Below are 15140 nucleotides of genomic sequence, written 5' to 3' on the forward strand. Positions count from 1 at the left end.
CGGATGGACAACAACACGCTGGTGTGGATCGTCGTGGCGGTGGTGGTGGTCGCGGTGGTGCTCGGCCTCGCCATGGCGCTGGGGAGGCGGAACCGGGCGCGGCTGGAAGCCCACAGGGCCGAGAAGGCCGCTGAGCTGGCGAACCGCGGACAGGAGTCCGAGCTGCGGGCGCGGGAGCAGGCGGCCGAGGCGGCCCGGCAGCAGGCGGATGCCCAACGGGCGCGCATGGAGGCCGAGCGACTCGAGCGAGAGGCGCGGGACCGGGCGGAGGACGCGGAGCGCGCCCGGCGCGCGGCACAGGCCGACCTGGAGAACGCCGCCCGGCTCGACCCGTCCGCCGGCTCGACGCCGCGGCGGGTGGAGGACGCCGGGGTCGATCACCGGGCCGCGCGCGGGCAGGAGCGTGCGGCGAGCGGCGACCTGGGCGGGTACGCCGCGGGCGGGCAGCAGCCCGTCCTTCGGCCCGAGGACGCCACGCGACCCGAGGGGCGCTGAGCGACCGGGAGCGACGGGCCGGTCCACTCCGTGGGTCGGCTCTCGCTCCCCGGGCTGGGGGATCCGGACTGCCCGGAATTCCCCAGCCCAGGGCACGAAGCGCGTGTCACGGCACGGGCCGGCGATTGACACCTTTGGTTACGTAACCGTAAGTTATTGGGTGCTGCCGGAGCCCACGCCACCGAGGAGAACCCTTTTGACCGAGCCCGCAGGCACGACCGCGACGGACCCGGGCGACGTCCCCGTCCAGTTGCTCGCTCCCGATGGACGCCGCGTCGACCACCCCGACTTCGCCTTCACCGGCACGGACGCCGAGATCGCCGCCCACCTGCGCGACATGGTGCTCACCCGGCGGATCGACACCGAGGCGACCGCGCTCCAGCGCAAGGGCGAGCTCGGCCTGTGGCCGCCGCTGCTGGGCCAGGAGGCCGCCCAGATCGGCTCGGCCCGCGCCACGCGCGACCCCGACCTGGTCGTCCCGTCCTACCGCGAGCACGGCGTGGCCTGGTGCCTGGGGGTCGACCCGATCGATCTGCTGGGCACCTTCCGCGGGACCGACATGGTCGACTGGCCCTCACGTCCGGACGGGTTCCACCTGTACTCGTTCGTGATCGGCACGCAGACCCTCCACGGCGTGGGGATGGCGATGGCGCTCCAGCGCGAGCACCGGGTGGGCAACGACGACGCCGCGGCCAACGGCGCGGTGGTGGTCTACTTCGGGGACGGGGCGACGAGCCAGGGCGACGTGAACGAGGCCTTCGTGTTCGCGGCCTCCGCGAACGCGCCGGTGGTGTTCTTCTGCCAGAACAACCAGTACGCGATCAGCGAGCCCACCTCGCTCCAGTCGCGGATCCCGCTGTACCGGCGTGCCGCGGGGTTCGGGTTCCCCGGCGTCCGCGTCGACGGCAACGACGTGCTCGCCGTCCAGGCCGTGACCACGTGGGCCCTGGAGCACGCGCGCCGCGGCGGCGGGCCGGTGCTGGTGGAGGCCTTCACCTACCGCATGGGCGCCCACACCACGTCCGACGACCCCAGCAAGTACCGCACCCGCGACGAGGAGGGCGAGTGGGGCGCGCGGGACCCGATCGCGCGGGTCAGGTCCTACCTGCTCTCCGCGGGCGCGATCGACCAGGCCTGGCTCGACGACCTCGCGGCGGAGTCCGAGGCCCTCGCCGAGCGGCTGCGGGCGGGCTGCCTCGCGCTGCCCGAACCCGAGCTGGCCGACCAGTGGCGCAACGTGTACGCGACCACTCCCGACCGGCTCGTCCGCCAGCGCGAGGAGTACCTCGCCTACGAGGCGTCCTTCGCGGAGGAGGCCCGATGAGCACGATGACGATGGCCAAGGCCCTCAACGCCGGCCTGCGCAGGGCCCTCGCGGACGACCCGAAGGTGCTGCTGGCCGGGGAGGACATCGGCCGCCTCGGCGGCGTCTTCCGGATCACAGAGGGCCTCCAGGCCGAGTTCGGCGAGGACCGGGTGATCGACTCGCCCCTGGGCGAGGCGGGCATCGTCGGCACTGCTGTCGGGCTCGCGCTGCGCGGCTTCCGTCCCGTCGTCGAGATCCAGTTCGACGGGTTCGTGTACCCCGCCTTCGACCAGATCGTCTCGCAGGTCTCCCGGATGCGGTTCCGCTCGCACGGCCGTCTCGGCGTGCCGATGGTCGTCCGCATCCCCTACGGCGGCGGGATCGGTGCGATCGAGCACCACAGCGAGTCGCCGGAGGCGTACTTCGCGCACACGCCCGGCCTGAAGGTCGTCACCCCGTCCAACCCGCTGGACGCGTACTGGATGATCCAGCAGGCCGTGGCCGACGACGACCCGGTGATCTTCTTCGAGCCGAAGCGTCGCTACCACGAGAAGGGAGAGGTCGACGTCGAGGCCGAGCCGCTCCCGCTGTACTCCTCCCGCGTGGTCACGCCCGGCACGGACGCCACCCTGCTCACGTACGGCCCGATGGTGCGCACCTGCGTCCAGGCCGCCGTGGCCGCCGCGGAGGAGGGCCGCTCGCTGGAGGTGGTCGACCTACGCTCGCTCTCGCCGCTGGACGACGAGGCGGTCTTCGCGTCCGTGCGGCGCACCGGGCGCGCGGTCGTCGTGCACGAGGCGGTCGGGACGCTCGGACTGGGCGCCGAACTGGCCGCCCGCATCCAGCAGGAGTGCTTCTACGAGCTCCAGGCGCCTGTGCTGCGGGTCACCGGCTACGACCTTCCCTACCCGCCGAGCCGGGTGGAGGATGGCTACCTGCCCGACCTCGACCGGGTGCTGGACGCCGTCGACCGATCACTGGCCCACTGAGGGGATCTCGGAACATGAACGAGTTCAAGCTGCCCGACCCCGGTGAGGGACTGCTCGAGGCCGACATCGTGTCGTGGAAGGTGGCCGTCGGCGACACCGTCGCCGTGAACGACATCCTGCTCGAGATCGAGACGGCCAAGTCGCTGGTCGAACTGCCCTCCCCGTACGCCGGCGTCGTGCTGGCGATCCTTGCCGACGAGGGCGCCACCGTCGAGGTGGGCGCCCCGATCATCCGCATCGGCCGGCCGGACGAGGCGTCCGCGTCCGTCCCCTCGCCCGCGACGAGCGGCGCCGGCCCGGCCACCCCGCCGGCAGTGGCGCCGGCGTCCCCGGCGTCCGAGGCACTGCTGGTGGGCTACGGGGCGAAGTCCGGGACGGCGACCCGCCGTCCGCGCAAGGGGCAGGTCGCGGACGCGCCGCCGGCCGCGTCCGTCCCGGCCGTGGCTGCGCCGGCCACCGTGGCGGTTCCCGCGGTCGAGCCGGCTCCCGCGCAGGGAGCGGTCGCCGCCGTCGAGCCCGCAGCGGTGCCGCGCGCGAAGCCACCCGTCCGCCGTGTCGCCCGCGACCTCGGGGTCGACCTCGCCACGGTTGCACCCACCGGACCGGGCGGGACGATCACCGCGGACGACGTCGTCGCTGCCGCCGGCGGCGGTTCGGCACCCGCGCGGGCGGTTTCCGTGCCGCAGGACGGCGAGCGTCGGATCCCGCTGAAGGGCGTGAGACGGCAGATGTTCCGCAGCATGACCGCCTCGCTCGCGGTCCCGCAGGCGACCGCGTTCGTCGAGGTGGACGTCACCGCCACGATGCAGCTCATCGACACGCTGAAGCGGCGCCGGGACTTCACCGGCCTGCGGGTCTCCCCGCTGGCGGTGTTCGCGAAGGCCGCCTGCCTGGCGATCGAGCGGATCCCCGAGCTGAACTCGCGCTACGACGCGGCCTCCGACGAGATCGTGCTGCCCCAGGACGTGAACCTCGGCATCGCCGCGGCCACCCCGCGCGGACTGCTCGTGCCGAACATCAAGGGCGCCAACCGGATGAACCTGCTCGAGCTCACCCGGGCGGTCAACGACCTGGTGCCGCTCGCGCGGGAGGGGAAGGTGCCGCCGGCCGCGCTCAGCGGGGGCACCTTCACGATCACGAACATCGGCGTCTTCGGCGTCGACGGCGGCACCCCGATCCCCAACGAGGGCGAGGCCGCGATCATGTGCCTGGGCACGATCCGGCGCAAGCCGTGGGTGGTCGGCACCGGCGAGCACGAGCGCATCGAGCCCCGCTCGGTGTGCACCGTGACGATCACCTTCGACCACCGCCTCGTCGACGGCGAGATGGGCTCGAAGTTCCTCGCCGACGTCTCGACGATCATGTCCGACCCCGCCCTGGCGCTGCTCTTCTGACCTGCTCGGGCGGTCCGCGACCGTCCGCCCACCCCGCCCCTGGCGCGGGGGGCGCGCGGAGCCCGGGACCGCCCGTCCCTCTCCGCGTTCGCTGCCGAGTGCAACCTTTGCTGCCGGAATTCCGGTAGCGGGAGTGGCGATCGGCGGCGAACGCGGGGCGGGAGTGGCAATTGGGGGCGAACGCGGGGCGGGAGTGGCGATCGGGAGCGAACGCGGTCTTGGCGGGAGTGGCGGTCGGGGGCGAGCGCGGGGCGGGGCCGGGGGCCGGCAGTCACCCGCAGGGACGGACGGCGAGCCGGCGGCGGGGGTTCTAGAGTTCAGGGCGTGTCCACACGTGACGATGTGCTGATCCCCGTCGACGCGCTCCCGGCGGCCCTCGAGGCCGGGGCGCAGTTGCTGGACGTCCGCTGGACGCTCGGCGAGCAGCCCGGCAGCGGCTTCGGCCGCTACCTGCAGGGCCACCTCCCGGGTGCCCGGTTCCTCGACCTCGAGGCGGTACTCACCGGACCCACCACCGACCCGACGCGGGGACGCCACCCGCTCCCCGACGCCGACCAGCTCGGCGCCGGCCTGGGCGCCCTCGGCGTCGACCCCTCCCGTCCGGTCGTCGTCTACGACGAGCCCGGCAGCTTCGCCGCGGGCCGTGCGTGGTGGGTGCTGCGGTGGGCCGGGCTCGACGTCCGGGTACTCGACGGTGGCCTGCCCGCCTGGGTGGCGTCGGGACGCGGCCTCGAGACCGACGAGCCGGACGCGGCCCCCGGGCGGCCGCTCCTGCTGACGACCGGTCACCTGCCCATGCTGGACGCTGACGAGGTCGCCGCCTTCGACGGCGTCCTGATCGATGTCCGCGGCCCCGCGCGCTACCGCGGCGAGGTCGAGCCGATCGACCCGAGGGCCGGCCACATCCCCGGGGCGGTGAACCGCCCGGTCACCGGCTTCTGGGACGCCGACGGGCTCCTCCCCCGGCCGGACGCCCTCGCGGACCTGCTCGCCCTCCCCGAGGGGCGTCCCGTGGCCGTGTACTGCGGCTCGGGCGTCTCGGCGGCCCAGGTGGTCCTTGCCCTGGCCAGCCTCGGCGTGGAGGCGGCGCTCTACCCGGCGTCGTGGTCGGGGTGGTCCAGCGATCCCGACCGTCCGGTCGCCACCGGGGTGGAGTGATGGTCGCGCCGGGCACGTCCAGCATCGCCACCACGCGGCTCGACCACCTCCGCGCCAACCTCGGCGCGGTGCGTGCGCGTGTCGGCGGACGCGCGGTGCTGGCCGCGGTGAAGGCGGATTCGTACGGCCACGGCGCGGTCGAGGTGTCGCGCATGATCGAGCGGACGGGCGCCGCCGACTGGCTGGGGGTCGCCACCGTCGGCGAGGGGCTCGAACTGCGCGCCGCCGGCATCACCCTGCCCGTGCTCAAGCTCTCCGTCGCCCGGGGCGAGGAGGTCGCGGCGGCCGTCGCCGCCGGGCTCACGCTCTGCGTGGTCGACGAGGACTCGATCCTCGAGGCCGGCGCCGCGGCGACCGCGCTCGGGACGACCGCGTCCGTGCACCTGAAGGTCGACACCGGGATGCGCCGGATCGGCTGCGAGCCGGAGCTCGCCCCTTCCCTCGCCCAACGGGTGGACGCCACCCCCGGCGTCCTGCTGGAGGGGCTGTTCTCGCACCTGCCGATCTCGGACTCCCCGCGCGGGGAGGAGTTCACGCGCGGCCAGGTCGAGCTCTTCGCCCGGACCGCCCGCGAGGTGGAGGCGGCGCGCGGGCCCGTCCCGCTGAAGCACCTCGCCAACTCCGGTGCGGTGCTCGGCCACCCCGACACGTGGTTCGACCTCGTGCGGCCAGGGATCATGATCTACGGCGCCTACCCCGACCCGGAGGCCGCCCGGACCGTGCCGCTGCTGCCCGCGCTGGAGTGGCGGACGCGGGTGAGCTTCGTGAAGCGCGTGGTCGCCGGCGAGACGGTCGGCTACGGGCGCACCTGGACGGCGCCCCGGGACACCTGGATCGCCACCGTCCCTGTCGGCTACGGCGACGGCTACTCGCGGCTGCTGTCGAACCGGGGACGGATGCTGGTCCGCGGCCGCTCGTACCCGATCGCCGGCCGCGTGTGCATGGACCAGACCATGATCGACCTCGGCCCTGACACGGACGTGACGGTCGGCGACGAGGTGGTCCTGGTCGGACGCAGCGGCACCGACGAGATCACCACGTCCGAGATCGCCGGGCTCATGGGCACGATCCCCTACGAGGTGACCTGCCTGATCACCCGACGGGTGGGCCGCGAGACCGTCGGGTAGCGGCGCCCTACTGGCGCGGGATGGACGCCTGGTGGCGGGGGATGAACTCCCGCCGGGCGTAGGCGGCGAGGCCGAAGGTGAGCCAGCCGTCCACCGCCGCGCCGACGCCTCCGCCGACCAGCGGTATGCGTCGCACCACGACCACGGCGACGTGCTTGCCACCGATGCGTCCGGCGAGCGAACCCATCACGCGCTCGCTGATCGTCCTCTCCAGCGCCGGGTCGAACACCGGCGCTGTCGCCACCGCGAGCGGTGAGGACGGCAGCTTGCCGTCCGCGACGAGGCGACGGACCTCGTCGTCGCCCAGCATCGCGAGGGTGAGGGCCGCGCGGACGCGGCGGTCGTCGACGTCGTAGCCGCGCAGGTGGGCGATCGCGGCGATCATGCGGACGCCGAGCACCGCCATCCCGGCGATGTTGGCCGGCAGCCCGACCGGGAGGGTGAGCAGCCCGCCGACGCTGGTCATGAAGCCCTGCGCCGACGCCATGCTGACGTGGTAGCGGACGAGCGCGTCGATCGCGCCCTCGCGGTCGGCCTTGGACTGCAGCGAGCGCGCAGCCGTGGCCTTCGCGCCGGGGAACGCCGGGCTGCCGTCGATCGCGAAGTCCACGATGCTGCGCAGCAGGCCGCCGGCCACCTCCGGGGTCCGGGTGACCAGTTGCTTGCCGAAGTCACTGGCGGCGTTCGCCATCGGCCGTCCCCTCTCGCTCGACAGCGACCAGCCTAGGTCGGCGCGCCGCGCGCGTCTGCGGCGCGGGCCCCGGAATCACCCGGGCTCGTCCCCGACCGGTGCCGCGATCGAGTCGGAACGTACCCGCGCCGAGCGGCGGTGTCGGGAGCGGCTGGCAGAATCGGGCCATGGCACGACGCCCGGGGATCTTCGGGCCCGCGAAGGAGTGGCCCGCTCAGGACCTGATCGCGTTCTCGTCGGAGTTCGACGAGGGCCTGGTGCTGGCCGCGTACAGCGAGGGCGTGTTCCCGATGCCGCTGCACGACTCCGGCTTCGGGCAGATGGGCTGGTGGTCGCCGGTGCAGCGCGGCGTCCTGCCGCTGGACGCCCTGCGCGTCACACGCTCGCTGCGCAAGTCGGCCCGTCGCTACACCACCACCGTCGACACGGCGTTCGCCGACGTGCTGAGCCGGTGCGCGGACCCGCGACGCCCGCACGGGTGGATCGACGCCGACATCCGCCGCGTGTACACGTCGCTGCACGAGCGGGGCCGCGTCCACTCGGTGGAGACGTGGGACGCCGACGGGCGCCTGGTGGGCGGCCTGTACGGGGTGTCGCTCGGCGGGTTGTTCGCCGGCGAGTCGATGTTCCACGATCCGGTGCACGGCAGGGACGCGTCGAAGGTGGCCCTTCTCGCCCTGGTCGAACGGCTGTCCGACGAGCATGCTGAGGAGCGCATCGTGGACGTCCAGTGGCAGACCGAGCACCTGTCGGGGCTGGGCGCGATCGAGGTGGAACGTGAGGAGTACCTCGCGTTGCTGGCCGAGGCGCTGGCCGTGCCGGAGCCCGCCTGGCCGAGGAAGGAGACGCATGCCTGAGCTCCCGGAGGTGGAGGCCCTGCGCGGCTTCCTCGCCGACGCCTGCGTCGGCAAGACCGTCGCCCGCAGTGAATTGGCCGCCTTCACGGCGCTGAAGACCTTCCGGATCCCGCTCAGCGCCCTGAACGGCCTCGAGGTGGACGGGGTGGAGCGCCGCGGCAAGTTCGTCTGCCTCTCGATCGGCGGGCTGTGGCTGGTGTTCCACCTCGCCCGGGGCGGCTGGCTCACCTGGAAGGACGCCATGCCGGTGGCGCCGGCGCGTCCGGGACGGGGGCCCCTCGCCGCACGGGTGGTGTTCGACGACGACACCGGGTTCGACCTCACCGAGGCCGGCACGCAGAAGCGGCTGGCGTTGTACGTGGTCGACGCGCTCGACGAGGTCCCGGGGATCGTCACGCTCGGCCCGGACCCGCTGGGCGACGACTTCACGGCGCAGACGCTGGACGGCATCCTCTCGGCCGCCGGACGCGCCCAGCTCAAGGGGGTGCTGCGCGACCAGCGGATCATCGCCGGCATCGGGAACGCCTACTCCGACGAGATCCTGCACGCCGCCCGACTCAGCCCGTTCAAGCCGTCCAACGGCCTGGACGACGCCGAGCGCGCCACCCTGTACGCCGCGATCCGCACCGAACTCGCCGATGCCGTGGCCCGCTCGGCGGGGCTCGCGGCCAGGGAACTCAAGGGCGACAAGAAGCTGAACCTGCGGGTGCACGGCAAGACCGGCCAGCCCTGCCCGGTGTGCGGAACCCCCATCGCAGAGGTCTCCTTCGCCGACCGCTCGCTGCAGTACTGCCCGGGCTGCCAGACCGGGGGGAAACCGCTCGCCGACCGCCGGCTCTCGCGGCTGCTGAAGTAGCCGCCGGGGGCAACAATCCCCTGTGCAAGGCGGGGTGCTTCGGCCTACTCTGGCGCCCACACCACTGTGGGGGGGGCGGGGATGGACGTCGAGATCGCCGAGGAACGCATCGTCGTGCTCACCGACCGGTTCAGCCTCGACCATGCCGAGGGACGCGCCTGGTCACGCCGTGCGGACGCGTTCGGCACCGTCGCCAAGCTCGGCGGGCTGCTGAACCGGGCCGCGTCCGAGGACTACGAGTGCGTGTACCGCGAGCGTCGCCTGCAGCCGTTCTGGCGCCTGCACGCCGTCGCGGTGGCCGAGTACGAGCGGGCGCGCTCCTACACCGTCGCCGTGGCGCCGAGCGTCCGCAGCGTGGAGCTGCTGGGGCAGACGGTGGCGGCCGAGCAGGGCCGGCTCCGGCTGTCCGGCGTCGAGTCCTGCCGGGACGAGACGACGCGCGAGTACCTCTTCGACGGGCTGAGCCGTGCCGAGAACCCGGCCCTGGCCGCCTACCTGCAGTTCCCCGGCGCCGCGCTGGACGCGGAGGCGCTGGCCGAGGCCGCCCGGAACGGCACGGTGGTGGTGCCACCGGAGAACAAGGCCTCGATGCTCGTGCGCGAGGTGGTGTCGTCCGCCATCGGCAAGATCGACGCCGACCGGGTGCTGGAGGAGCGGGTGAGCGTCGACGTGGTCGACCTCGTCTACCGGCCGGTGTACGCCTTCCGCTACCGCCACGGCGGCAAGGAGGCCGTCATGGAGTTCGACGGCCTGACCGGCGAGATCCGTCCCGACGGCGCGACGTTCGAGCAGTACCTGGGCAAGGTCCTCGACCCCCGCTTCCTGCTCGACGTCGGCGTGGAGGCGGTGAACATCTTCGTCCCCGGCACGCAGTTGGTGCGGATCGTCGTCGAGCAGGGTGCCAAGCACCTCGCCCAGCAACGCGACTCCGGCCAGGACGGCTGACCCTCCACATCGCGGGACGGCGCGGCCCGGCTGACACCGTCCAGCCTCGAGACCCCACCGTTATCTCGTACGGGTAGCCTGCTGGCGACGACGGGCGATTCGAGGAGACGAGGTGGCGGTGGCGGGGGTGCGGGAGCGGCTGCGCAGCATGCTCCGGGCACCGTGGACGCACAACCCCGTGCTCGGGCTGTCCCTGATCGTCGCGGCGTCGGTGGTCACGCTGGCCGTCGCCGTCTGCGGGCCGTCGTCGGTGGCGCTGAAGCTCGGGCCGCGCGTCGACCTCCTCCCGCCGTGGTACCTGCCTGTCGGCACGGTCGAGCTCAACGAGTGGGTGGCCGTCCCCGCGCTGTGGCTGGGCCTGGTGGCCGGCACCATCGGTCTGTGGATCTGCTGGCGGGCGGTCAACTCGGGCTGGCGCCCCAACAACAAGCGGCTGTTCCTGCTGGGTTCGCTGCTGAGCGTGCTCACCTGCCTCGTGCCGCCGATGACCTCCGCGGACGTCCTGATGTACGCCGCGTACGGACGCATCCAGGTGCTGGGTCTCGACCCGTACAACATCACCCCGGCCGAGATCTTCCGCCAGGAGTACGACCCGCTGCTGATCTGGACCGAGCGTCCCTGGCAGGACACGCCGAGCGTCTACGGGCCGCTGGCGTCCGGCTCGCAGTGGCTGGCGGCGTGGCTGGGCGACGGCAACATGCACAACACCGTGTTCTGGCTGCAGATGTTCGCGCTGCTGCCGTTCCTGGTCATCGGTGCGGTGACCGTGATGCTCGCCCGCGACGACCACAAGATCCAGACCCGGACGATCCTGTTCACGGTGCTCAACCCGCTGATGATCTGGTCGGTGCTGGCCGGGGCCCACAACGAGGCGCTGACCCTGGTGTTCGCCATCCTCGGGCTGCTGTTCATCCGCCGGAGCCCGTTCCTGGCCGGCATCGGGATCGGCATCGCGGGCACGGTCAAGGTCTCGCTGGTCTTCTACGGCATCGCCATGGCCTGGGGCTACCGGCGTGACTGGCGGAAGCTGGTGCAGCTGTTCGTCGGCGCGGCCATCCCGCTGGCGATCGGCTACGGCCTGATCGTGCCGCGGGCCCTGCTCGCGGCCAGCCGGAACACCGGCTACATCTCGGCCGGCTCCTGGGCGCCGTGGCTGCAGTGGCCCCTCGCCCAGGTGATCGGGGACCCGTCCTCGCGCGGGTTCATCGGCTGGGCCGGGTGGGGCCTGATGGTGGCCGTCGCGTGGATGCTGTCCCGGGTGCTGCCGTGGCGGCTGGTGCCCGGCGTCCCGGACCACGAGGACCCGCGGCGCGACCCCCTGACCATCGCGGTGCGCACGGCCGTCATCCTCACCGCGTCCTGGCTGGTGACCTCGCCCTACACGCTCAGCTGGTACGACCTGACCACCTGGGTGCCGCTGGGCCTGATGGTGGCCTCCCGGCTGGACGTGCTGATGATGTGGCGCGGGGTGTGGCTGTCGCTGGCCTACGTGACGGGCCGGTCGGTGGAGTTCAGCAAGCCCATGCAGGACGTCGCCGGCTTCGTGCGGGACGGGCTCTGCTCCGGTGCGCAGGTCGCCGTGCTGGTGGCGATCGTGTGGTGGTGGTGGACGTGGGGCCACGAGCTGCCGACACTGCCCCGCTGGTCGCTCCGCCGGCACTCGCCGGCGCCGTCCGTCCAGCCGGTGCCCTGATCCCCGGCCCGCGCCCGTTGCGGACGCCTGTTCCGGACGCCGTACGGAGCACCCTAGGCTGAGCGCCGTGCTCGGATACTTCGGCCCCGCGGGGACCTTCACCCACGAGGCCCTGCTGACCCTCTCCGAGGAGCCGGCGATCGCCTACGCCAGCGTCCCGCTCGCGCTGGACGCCGTCCGCTCCGGTGAGGTGGAGGCGGCGATGGTGCCGATCGAGAACTCGGTCGAGGGCGGCGTCTCTGCCACCCTGGACGCGCTCGCGGCGGGCAAGCGGCTGATGATCGTCCGCGAGGTGCTCGTGCCGGTGCAGTTCGGCCTCTACGGGCGCCCGGGGACCACGCTCGACGACGTCCGCCGCGTAGTCACCCACCCACACTCCGCGGCCCAGACGCGCTTCTGGATGGCCGCGAACCTGCCGGACGCCGTGGTCACGGAGGGCGGCTCGAACGCCGCGGCCGCGCAGGCGGTCTCCGACCCCGCCTCCGGCTACGACGCCGCCATCTGCGGGCAGGTCGCCGGGGAGCTGTACGGGCTGGTGCCGATCGTGGACGGCATCTCTGACAACAGCTCCGCGGTCACCCGCTTCGTGCTCGTGAGCCGGCCGACCGAGCCCCCGCGTCCGACCGGGGCGGACAAGACGACGCTGGTGGCCTACATGCACACCGACCGGGCCGGTGCCCTGCTGGAGATCCTCGAGCAGTTCTCCGGCCGCGGTGTCTCGCTGTGCCGCATCGAGTCGCGTCCCACCAAGACCGGGATGGGCAACTACTGCTTCAGCATCGACGCGGAGGGCCACATGCGCGAGCCGCGCATGGCCGAGGCCATGCAGGGCCTGCACCGCATCTGCGAGGACGTGATCTTCCTCGGCTCGTATGCCCGTGCCGACGGCATCCGTCCCGAGGTGGCCCGCGGCTTCACCGACCAGGACTTCCGCGCCGCGCGCGAGTGGTACGCGTCCCTGGTGAACCCCGAGGACGAGTAGCCGTCCGGCCCTCCGTCCGCACACTGGCCGGCCCCGGCCCTCACGGCGCCACCGTCGGTTCACCCGGCGCTACTGCCCGTCCACCCGGCGCTACAGTCCGTCCACCCGGCGCTGCAGTCCGTCCACCCGGCAGCTCGGCCGTCTGGTCAGCGAGGGCCAGCCTTGTCGCCGAGGGCTCGACCCCAGGTGCTGGCCCTCGGCCGCAAGGCTGGCCCTCGAGCGGGGCGCGGGCAGCGTGGCCACCGCCGACCGGACGACCCACACGTGCTGCCGACCCACACGTGCTGCCGACGCCGACTCCCGCGACCCGCCGCGCTCTCGCTGCCGAAGGCAACTCTCGCTACCGGAATTCCGGTAGCGAGAGTTGCACTCGGCAGCAAACGCGGGAGGGAGGGCCGTGGGCGGGCGGACGCGGGCCGCGCTCGTGCGGGGCGATAGGCTTTCGCCTCGTGATCGACCCGAAGCTGCTGCGCACTGATCCCGACCTCGTCCGGCGCTCCCAGGAGGCGCGCGGGGAGTCCGTGGAACTGGTCGACCAGCTGGTGTCGGCCGACGAGGCACGCCGGGCGGCCATCGTCGCGTTCGAGACCCTGCGCGCGGAGCAGAAGCAGCTCGGTGGCCAGGTCGCCAGGGCCCAGGGCGAGGAGAAGGCGGCGCTGCTGGCCCGCACGAAGGAGCTCTCCGCCCAGGTGAAGGCCGCACAGGCGGACGCGGACGCCGCGGCCGCCGCGTACGACGACCTGATGGGCCGGCTGCCGAACCTGGTGTTCGACGACGTCCCGCGCGGCGGCGAGGACGACTTCGCCGTCCTGGAGACGATCGGGACGCCGCGCGACTTCGCGTCCGAGGGGTTCGAGCCCCGCGACCACCTCGAGCTCGGTGAACTGCTCGGGGCCATCGACATGGAGCGTGGCGCCAAGGTTTCCGGCTCCCGCTTCTACTTCCTCACCGGGGTGGGCGCCCAGCTCGAGCTGGCGCTGATCAACCTCGCGCTCACCAAGGCGATGGGCTGGGGCTTCACCCCGATCCTGCCGCCGGCGCTGGTGAAGCCCTCAGCGATGGAGGGCACCGGCTTCCTCGGCCAGGCTGCTCAGGACGTGTACCACCTGCCGGCCGACGACCTCTACCTCGTCGGCACGTCCGAGGTGGCGCTCGCCGCGTACCACTCCGAGGAGATCCTCGAGGCGTCCACGCTGCCGCGACACTACGTCGGCTACAGCCCCTGCTACCGGCGTGAGGCCGGCTCCTACGGCAAGGACACCCGCGGCATCTTCCGCGTGCACTGGTTCGACAAGGTCGAGATGTTCGTCTACTGCGACCCGGCGGACGCCCACGCCGAGCACCAGAAGCTGCTCGGCTTCGAGAAGGACTTCATCACCGCGCTGGAGATCCCGTTCCAGGTGCTCGAGGTCGCCTCCGGTGACCTCGGCCTGAGCGCCGCCCGCAAGTACGACTGCTACGGCTGGCTGCCGACCCAGGGCAAGTACCGCGAGATCACCTCCACCAGCAACTGCACCGAGTTCCAGGCACGTCGGCTGAACATCCGCCTGAGGGACGCGGACGGCGTCCGCTCTGTCGCAACGCTGAACGGCACCCTGTGCGCGATGACCCGGATGATCATCATGCTGCTGGAGAACCACCAGCAGGCCGACGGCTCGATCTACGTCCCCGTCGCGCTGCGTCCGTTCCTGGGCGGCCTGGAGTACCTGCGTCCCTGAGGTTCGGCCCGTGGCGTGAGCACTGTTCGTGTGGTGTTCACCGCCCTGTCATGGCGGCGAGCTACCGTAGAACCCAGATGAATACACAGGAAATGGCGGCCTGGAGGCCGCAGGTGGTCGCACTCGACATCGACGGGACGCTCGTCGACCACGAGGGAGTGCTACCCCACGAGGTGCGTCGATCGGTTCGACGCGTGGTGGACGCCGGGGTTCCGGTCGTCCTTACGACAGGGCGCAGCTGGCATGCCACCCGCCCGGTCTTCGAGCAACTCGGGCTGCCCTCGGGCCCCGCGGTTGCGTCCAACGGGGCGGTGACGGTGACCTTCCCGCCCTTCCAACTCGAACAGGTGGTCACCTTCGACCCGTCCGACGTGGTCGAGAAGGTGCTGCGCGAGCACCCGACGGCTGCCCTCGCGGCCGAGGTGGTCGGCCAGGGGTACCGCGTCACCAAGCAGTTCCCCGAGGACGAGCTCTCCGGCGTGATCGAGGAGGTGAGCGTCGAGGAACTGGCGGGCAGCGATGTCACCAGGATCGTCGTGCGCGACCCGAACGCCTCCGACGAGGAGTTCATCCGGCTGGCCGACCGGCTCGGACTGCACGGGGTGAGCTACTTCGTGGGCTGGAGCGCCTGGCTCGACATCGCCCCCGAAGGGGTGAACAAGGCCTCGGCACTGGCCGACGTGGTCGACGGGCTCGGCTTCACCGCCGGTGACGTGCTCGCGATCGGCGACGGTCGCAACGACATCGAGATGCTCACCTGGGCCGGACGGGGCGTCGCCCTCGGCGACGCGTCCGCAGAGGTGCGCGCGGCGGCGGACCACGTCACCGCCCCCTTCGCCGAAGGGGGCACCGCGAGGGAGCTGGACCGCTGGTTCGGCACCCGTGCCCGGCGCGCGGCGCGCGAACTGAGCGTGCTGGCCTCCTGAGCC

Annotated in this window: 14 protein-coding genes; 13 read left to right on the forward strand and 1 reads right to left on the reverse strand. The window is 72.7% G+C overall.

The features are described from left to right. Positions 1-3: 3 nt before the first annotated feature. The 6 genes from ACFQQJ_RS11890 to alr all read left to right on the forward strand — a co-directional run bounded on the left by ACFQQJ_RS11890 (position 4) and on the right by alr (position 6469). The gene (locus ACFQQJ_RS11890; protein ID WP_377106740.1) at positions 4-495 is read left to right on the forward strand and encodes a hypothetical protein; all 492 of its coding nucleotides are present in this window, start codon (positions 4-6) and stop codon (positions 493-495) included. A gap of 196 nt (positions 496-691) precedes the next feature. Then, on the forward strand, positions 692-1819 hold the full coding sequence (locus ACFQQJ_RS11895) for a thiamine pyrophosphate-dependent dehydrogenase E1 component subunit alpha (protein WP_377106741.1): 1128 nt from the start codon (positions 692-694) through the stop codon (positions 1817-1819). Further along, a complete protein-coding gene (locus ACFQQJ_RS11900) occupies positions 1816-2790 on the forward strand; it encodes an alpha-ketoacid dehydrogenase subunit beta (protein WP_377106743.1) in 975 nt (324 codons plus the stop codon). The genes ACFQQJ_RS11895 and ACFQQJ_RS11900 overlap by 4 nt, the downstream gene beginning before the upstream one ends. 14 nt (positions 2791-2804) lie before the next feature. Continuing rightward, positions 2805-4184, forward strand: a complete 1380-nt coding sequence (locus ACFQQJ_RS11905; RefSeq protein ID WP_377106744.1) for a dihydrolipoamide acetyltransferase family protein — start codon at positions 2805-2807, stop codon at positions 4182-4184. Positions 4185-4508: 324 nt separating this feature from the next. Next, on the forward strand, positions 4509-5342 hold the full coding sequence (locus ACFQQJ_RS11910) for a sulfurtransferase (protein WP_377106745.1): 834 nt from the start codon (positions 4509-4511) through the stop codon (positions 5340-5342). Next, the gene (gene alr / locus ACFQQJ_RS11915) at positions 5342-6469 is read left to right on the forward strand and encodes an alanine racemase (protein WP_377106746.1); all 1128 of its coding nucleotides are present in this window, start codon (positions 5342-5344) and stop codon (positions 6467-6469) included. The genes ACFQQJ_RS11910 and alr overlap by 1 nt, the downstream gene beginning before the upstream one ends. Positions 6470-6476: 7 nt before the next feature. On the opposite strand, the gene ACFQQJ_RS11920 is transcribed toward alr, so the two are convergent. Further along, positions 6477-7160, reverse strand: a complete 684-nt coding sequence (locus tag ACFQQJ_RS11920) for an EcsC family protein (protein WP_377106747.1) — start codon at positions 7158-7160, stop codon at positions 6477-6479. 167 nt (positions 7161-7327) lie between these two features. On the opposite strand from ACFQQJ_RS11920, the gene aat reads away from it, so the two are divergent. The 7 genes from aat to ACFQQJ_RS11955 all read left to right on the forward strand — a co-directional run bounded on the left by aat (position 7328) and on the right by ACFQQJ_RS11955 (position 15137). Further along, positions 7328-8017, forward strand: a complete 690-nt coding sequence (gene aat, locus ACFQQJ_RS11925; protein WP_377106749.1) for a leucyl/phenylalanyl-tRNA--protein transferase — start codon at positions 7328-7330, stop codon at positions 8015-8017. Continuing rightward, positions 8010-8873 carry an Fpg/Nei family DNA glycosylase gene (locus ACFQQJ_RS11930; protein ID WP_377106750.1) on the forward strand — a complete coding sequence of 288 codons (864 nt, stop codon included), beginning with the start codon at positions 8010-8012 and terminating at the stop codon, positions 8871-8873. Before aat ends, ACFQQJ_RS11930 begins: the two co-directional genes overlap by 8 nt. A gap of 81 nt (positions 8874-8954) precedes the next feature. Further along, the gene (locus ACFQQJ_RS11935; protein WP_377106752.1) at positions 8955-9818 is read left to right on the forward strand and encodes a hypothetical protein; all 864 of its coding nucleotides are present in this window, start codon (positions 8955-8957) and stop codon (positions 9816-9818) included. 112 nt (positions 9819-9930) lie between these two features. Next, positions 9931-11511 (forward strand): polyprenol phosphomannose-dependent alpha 1,6 mannosyltransferase MptB, encoded by a 1581-nt coding sequence (gene mptB / locus ACFQQJ_RS11940; protein WP_377106754.1) that lies wholly within the window; start codon positions 9931-9933, stop codon positions 11509-11511. A gap of 67 nt (positions 11512-11578) precedes the next feature. Beyond that, on the forward strand, positions 11579-12493 hold the full coding sequence (gene pheA, locus ACFQQJ_RS11945) for a prephenate dehydratase (RefSeq protein ID WP_377106755.1): 915 nt from the start codon (positions 11579-11581) through the stop codon (positions 12491-12493). Between the two features lie 449 nt (positions 12494-12942). Beyond that, on the forward strand, positions 12943-14211 hold the full coding sequence (gene serS / locus ACFQQJ_RS11950) for a serine--tRNA ligase (RefSeq protein ID WP_377106756.1): 1269 nt from the start codon (positions 12943-12945) through the stop codon (positions 14209-14211). 113 nt (positions 14212-14324) lie between these two features. Continuing rightward, on the forward strand, positions 14325-15137 hold the full coding sequence (locus ACFQQJ_RS11955) for an HAD family hydrolase (protein WP_377107058.1): 813 nt from the start codon (positions 14325-14327) through the stop codon (positions 15135-15137). Positions 15138-15140: the final 3 nt, after the last annotated feature.

It is taken from the genome of Propionicimonas sp. T2.31MG-18 (assembly GCF_964266745.1).
Taxonomy (GTDB): Bacteria; Actinomycetota; Actinomycetes; order Propionibacteriales; family Propionibacteriaceae; genus Propionicimonas.

What these genes read in the sequence shown, in the direction of transcription:
- ACFQQJ_RS11890 (WP_377106740.1), top strand. Translation starts at nt 4, where the DNA reads ATGGACAACAACACGCTGGTGTGGATCGTCGTGGCGGTGGTGGTGGTC.
- ACFQQJ_RS11900 (WP_377106743.1), top strand. Translation starts at nt 1,816, where the DNA reads ATGAGCACGATGACGATGGCCAAGGCCCTCAACGCCGGCCTGCGCAGG.
- ACFQQJ_RS11905 (WP_377106744.1), top strand. Translation starts at nt 2,805, where the DNA reads ATGAACGAGTTCAAGCTGCCCGACCCCGGTGAGGGACTGCTCGAGGCC.
- alr (WP_377106746.1), top strand. Translation starts at nt 5,342, where the DNA reads ATGGTCGCGCCGGGCACGTCCAGCATCGCCACCACGCGGCTCGACCAC.
- ACFQQJ_RS11920 (WP_377106747.1), bottom strand. Translation starts at nt 7,160, where the DNA reads ATGGCGAACGCCGCCAGTGACTTCGGCAAGCAACTGGTCACCCGGACC.
- aat (WP_377106749.1), top strand. Translation starts at nt 7,328, where the DNA reads ATGGCACGACGCCCGGGGATCTTCGGGCCCGCGAAGGAGTGGCCCGCT.
- ACFQQJ_RS11930 (WP_377106750.1), top strand. Translation starts at nt 8,010, where the DNA reads ATGCCTGAGCTCCCGGAGGTGGAGGCCCTGCGCGGCTTCCTCGCCGAC.
- ACFQQJ_RS11935 (WP_377106752.1), top strand. Translation starts at nt 8,955, where the DNA reads ATGGACGTCGAGATCGCCGAGGAACGCATCGTCGTGCTCACCGACCGG.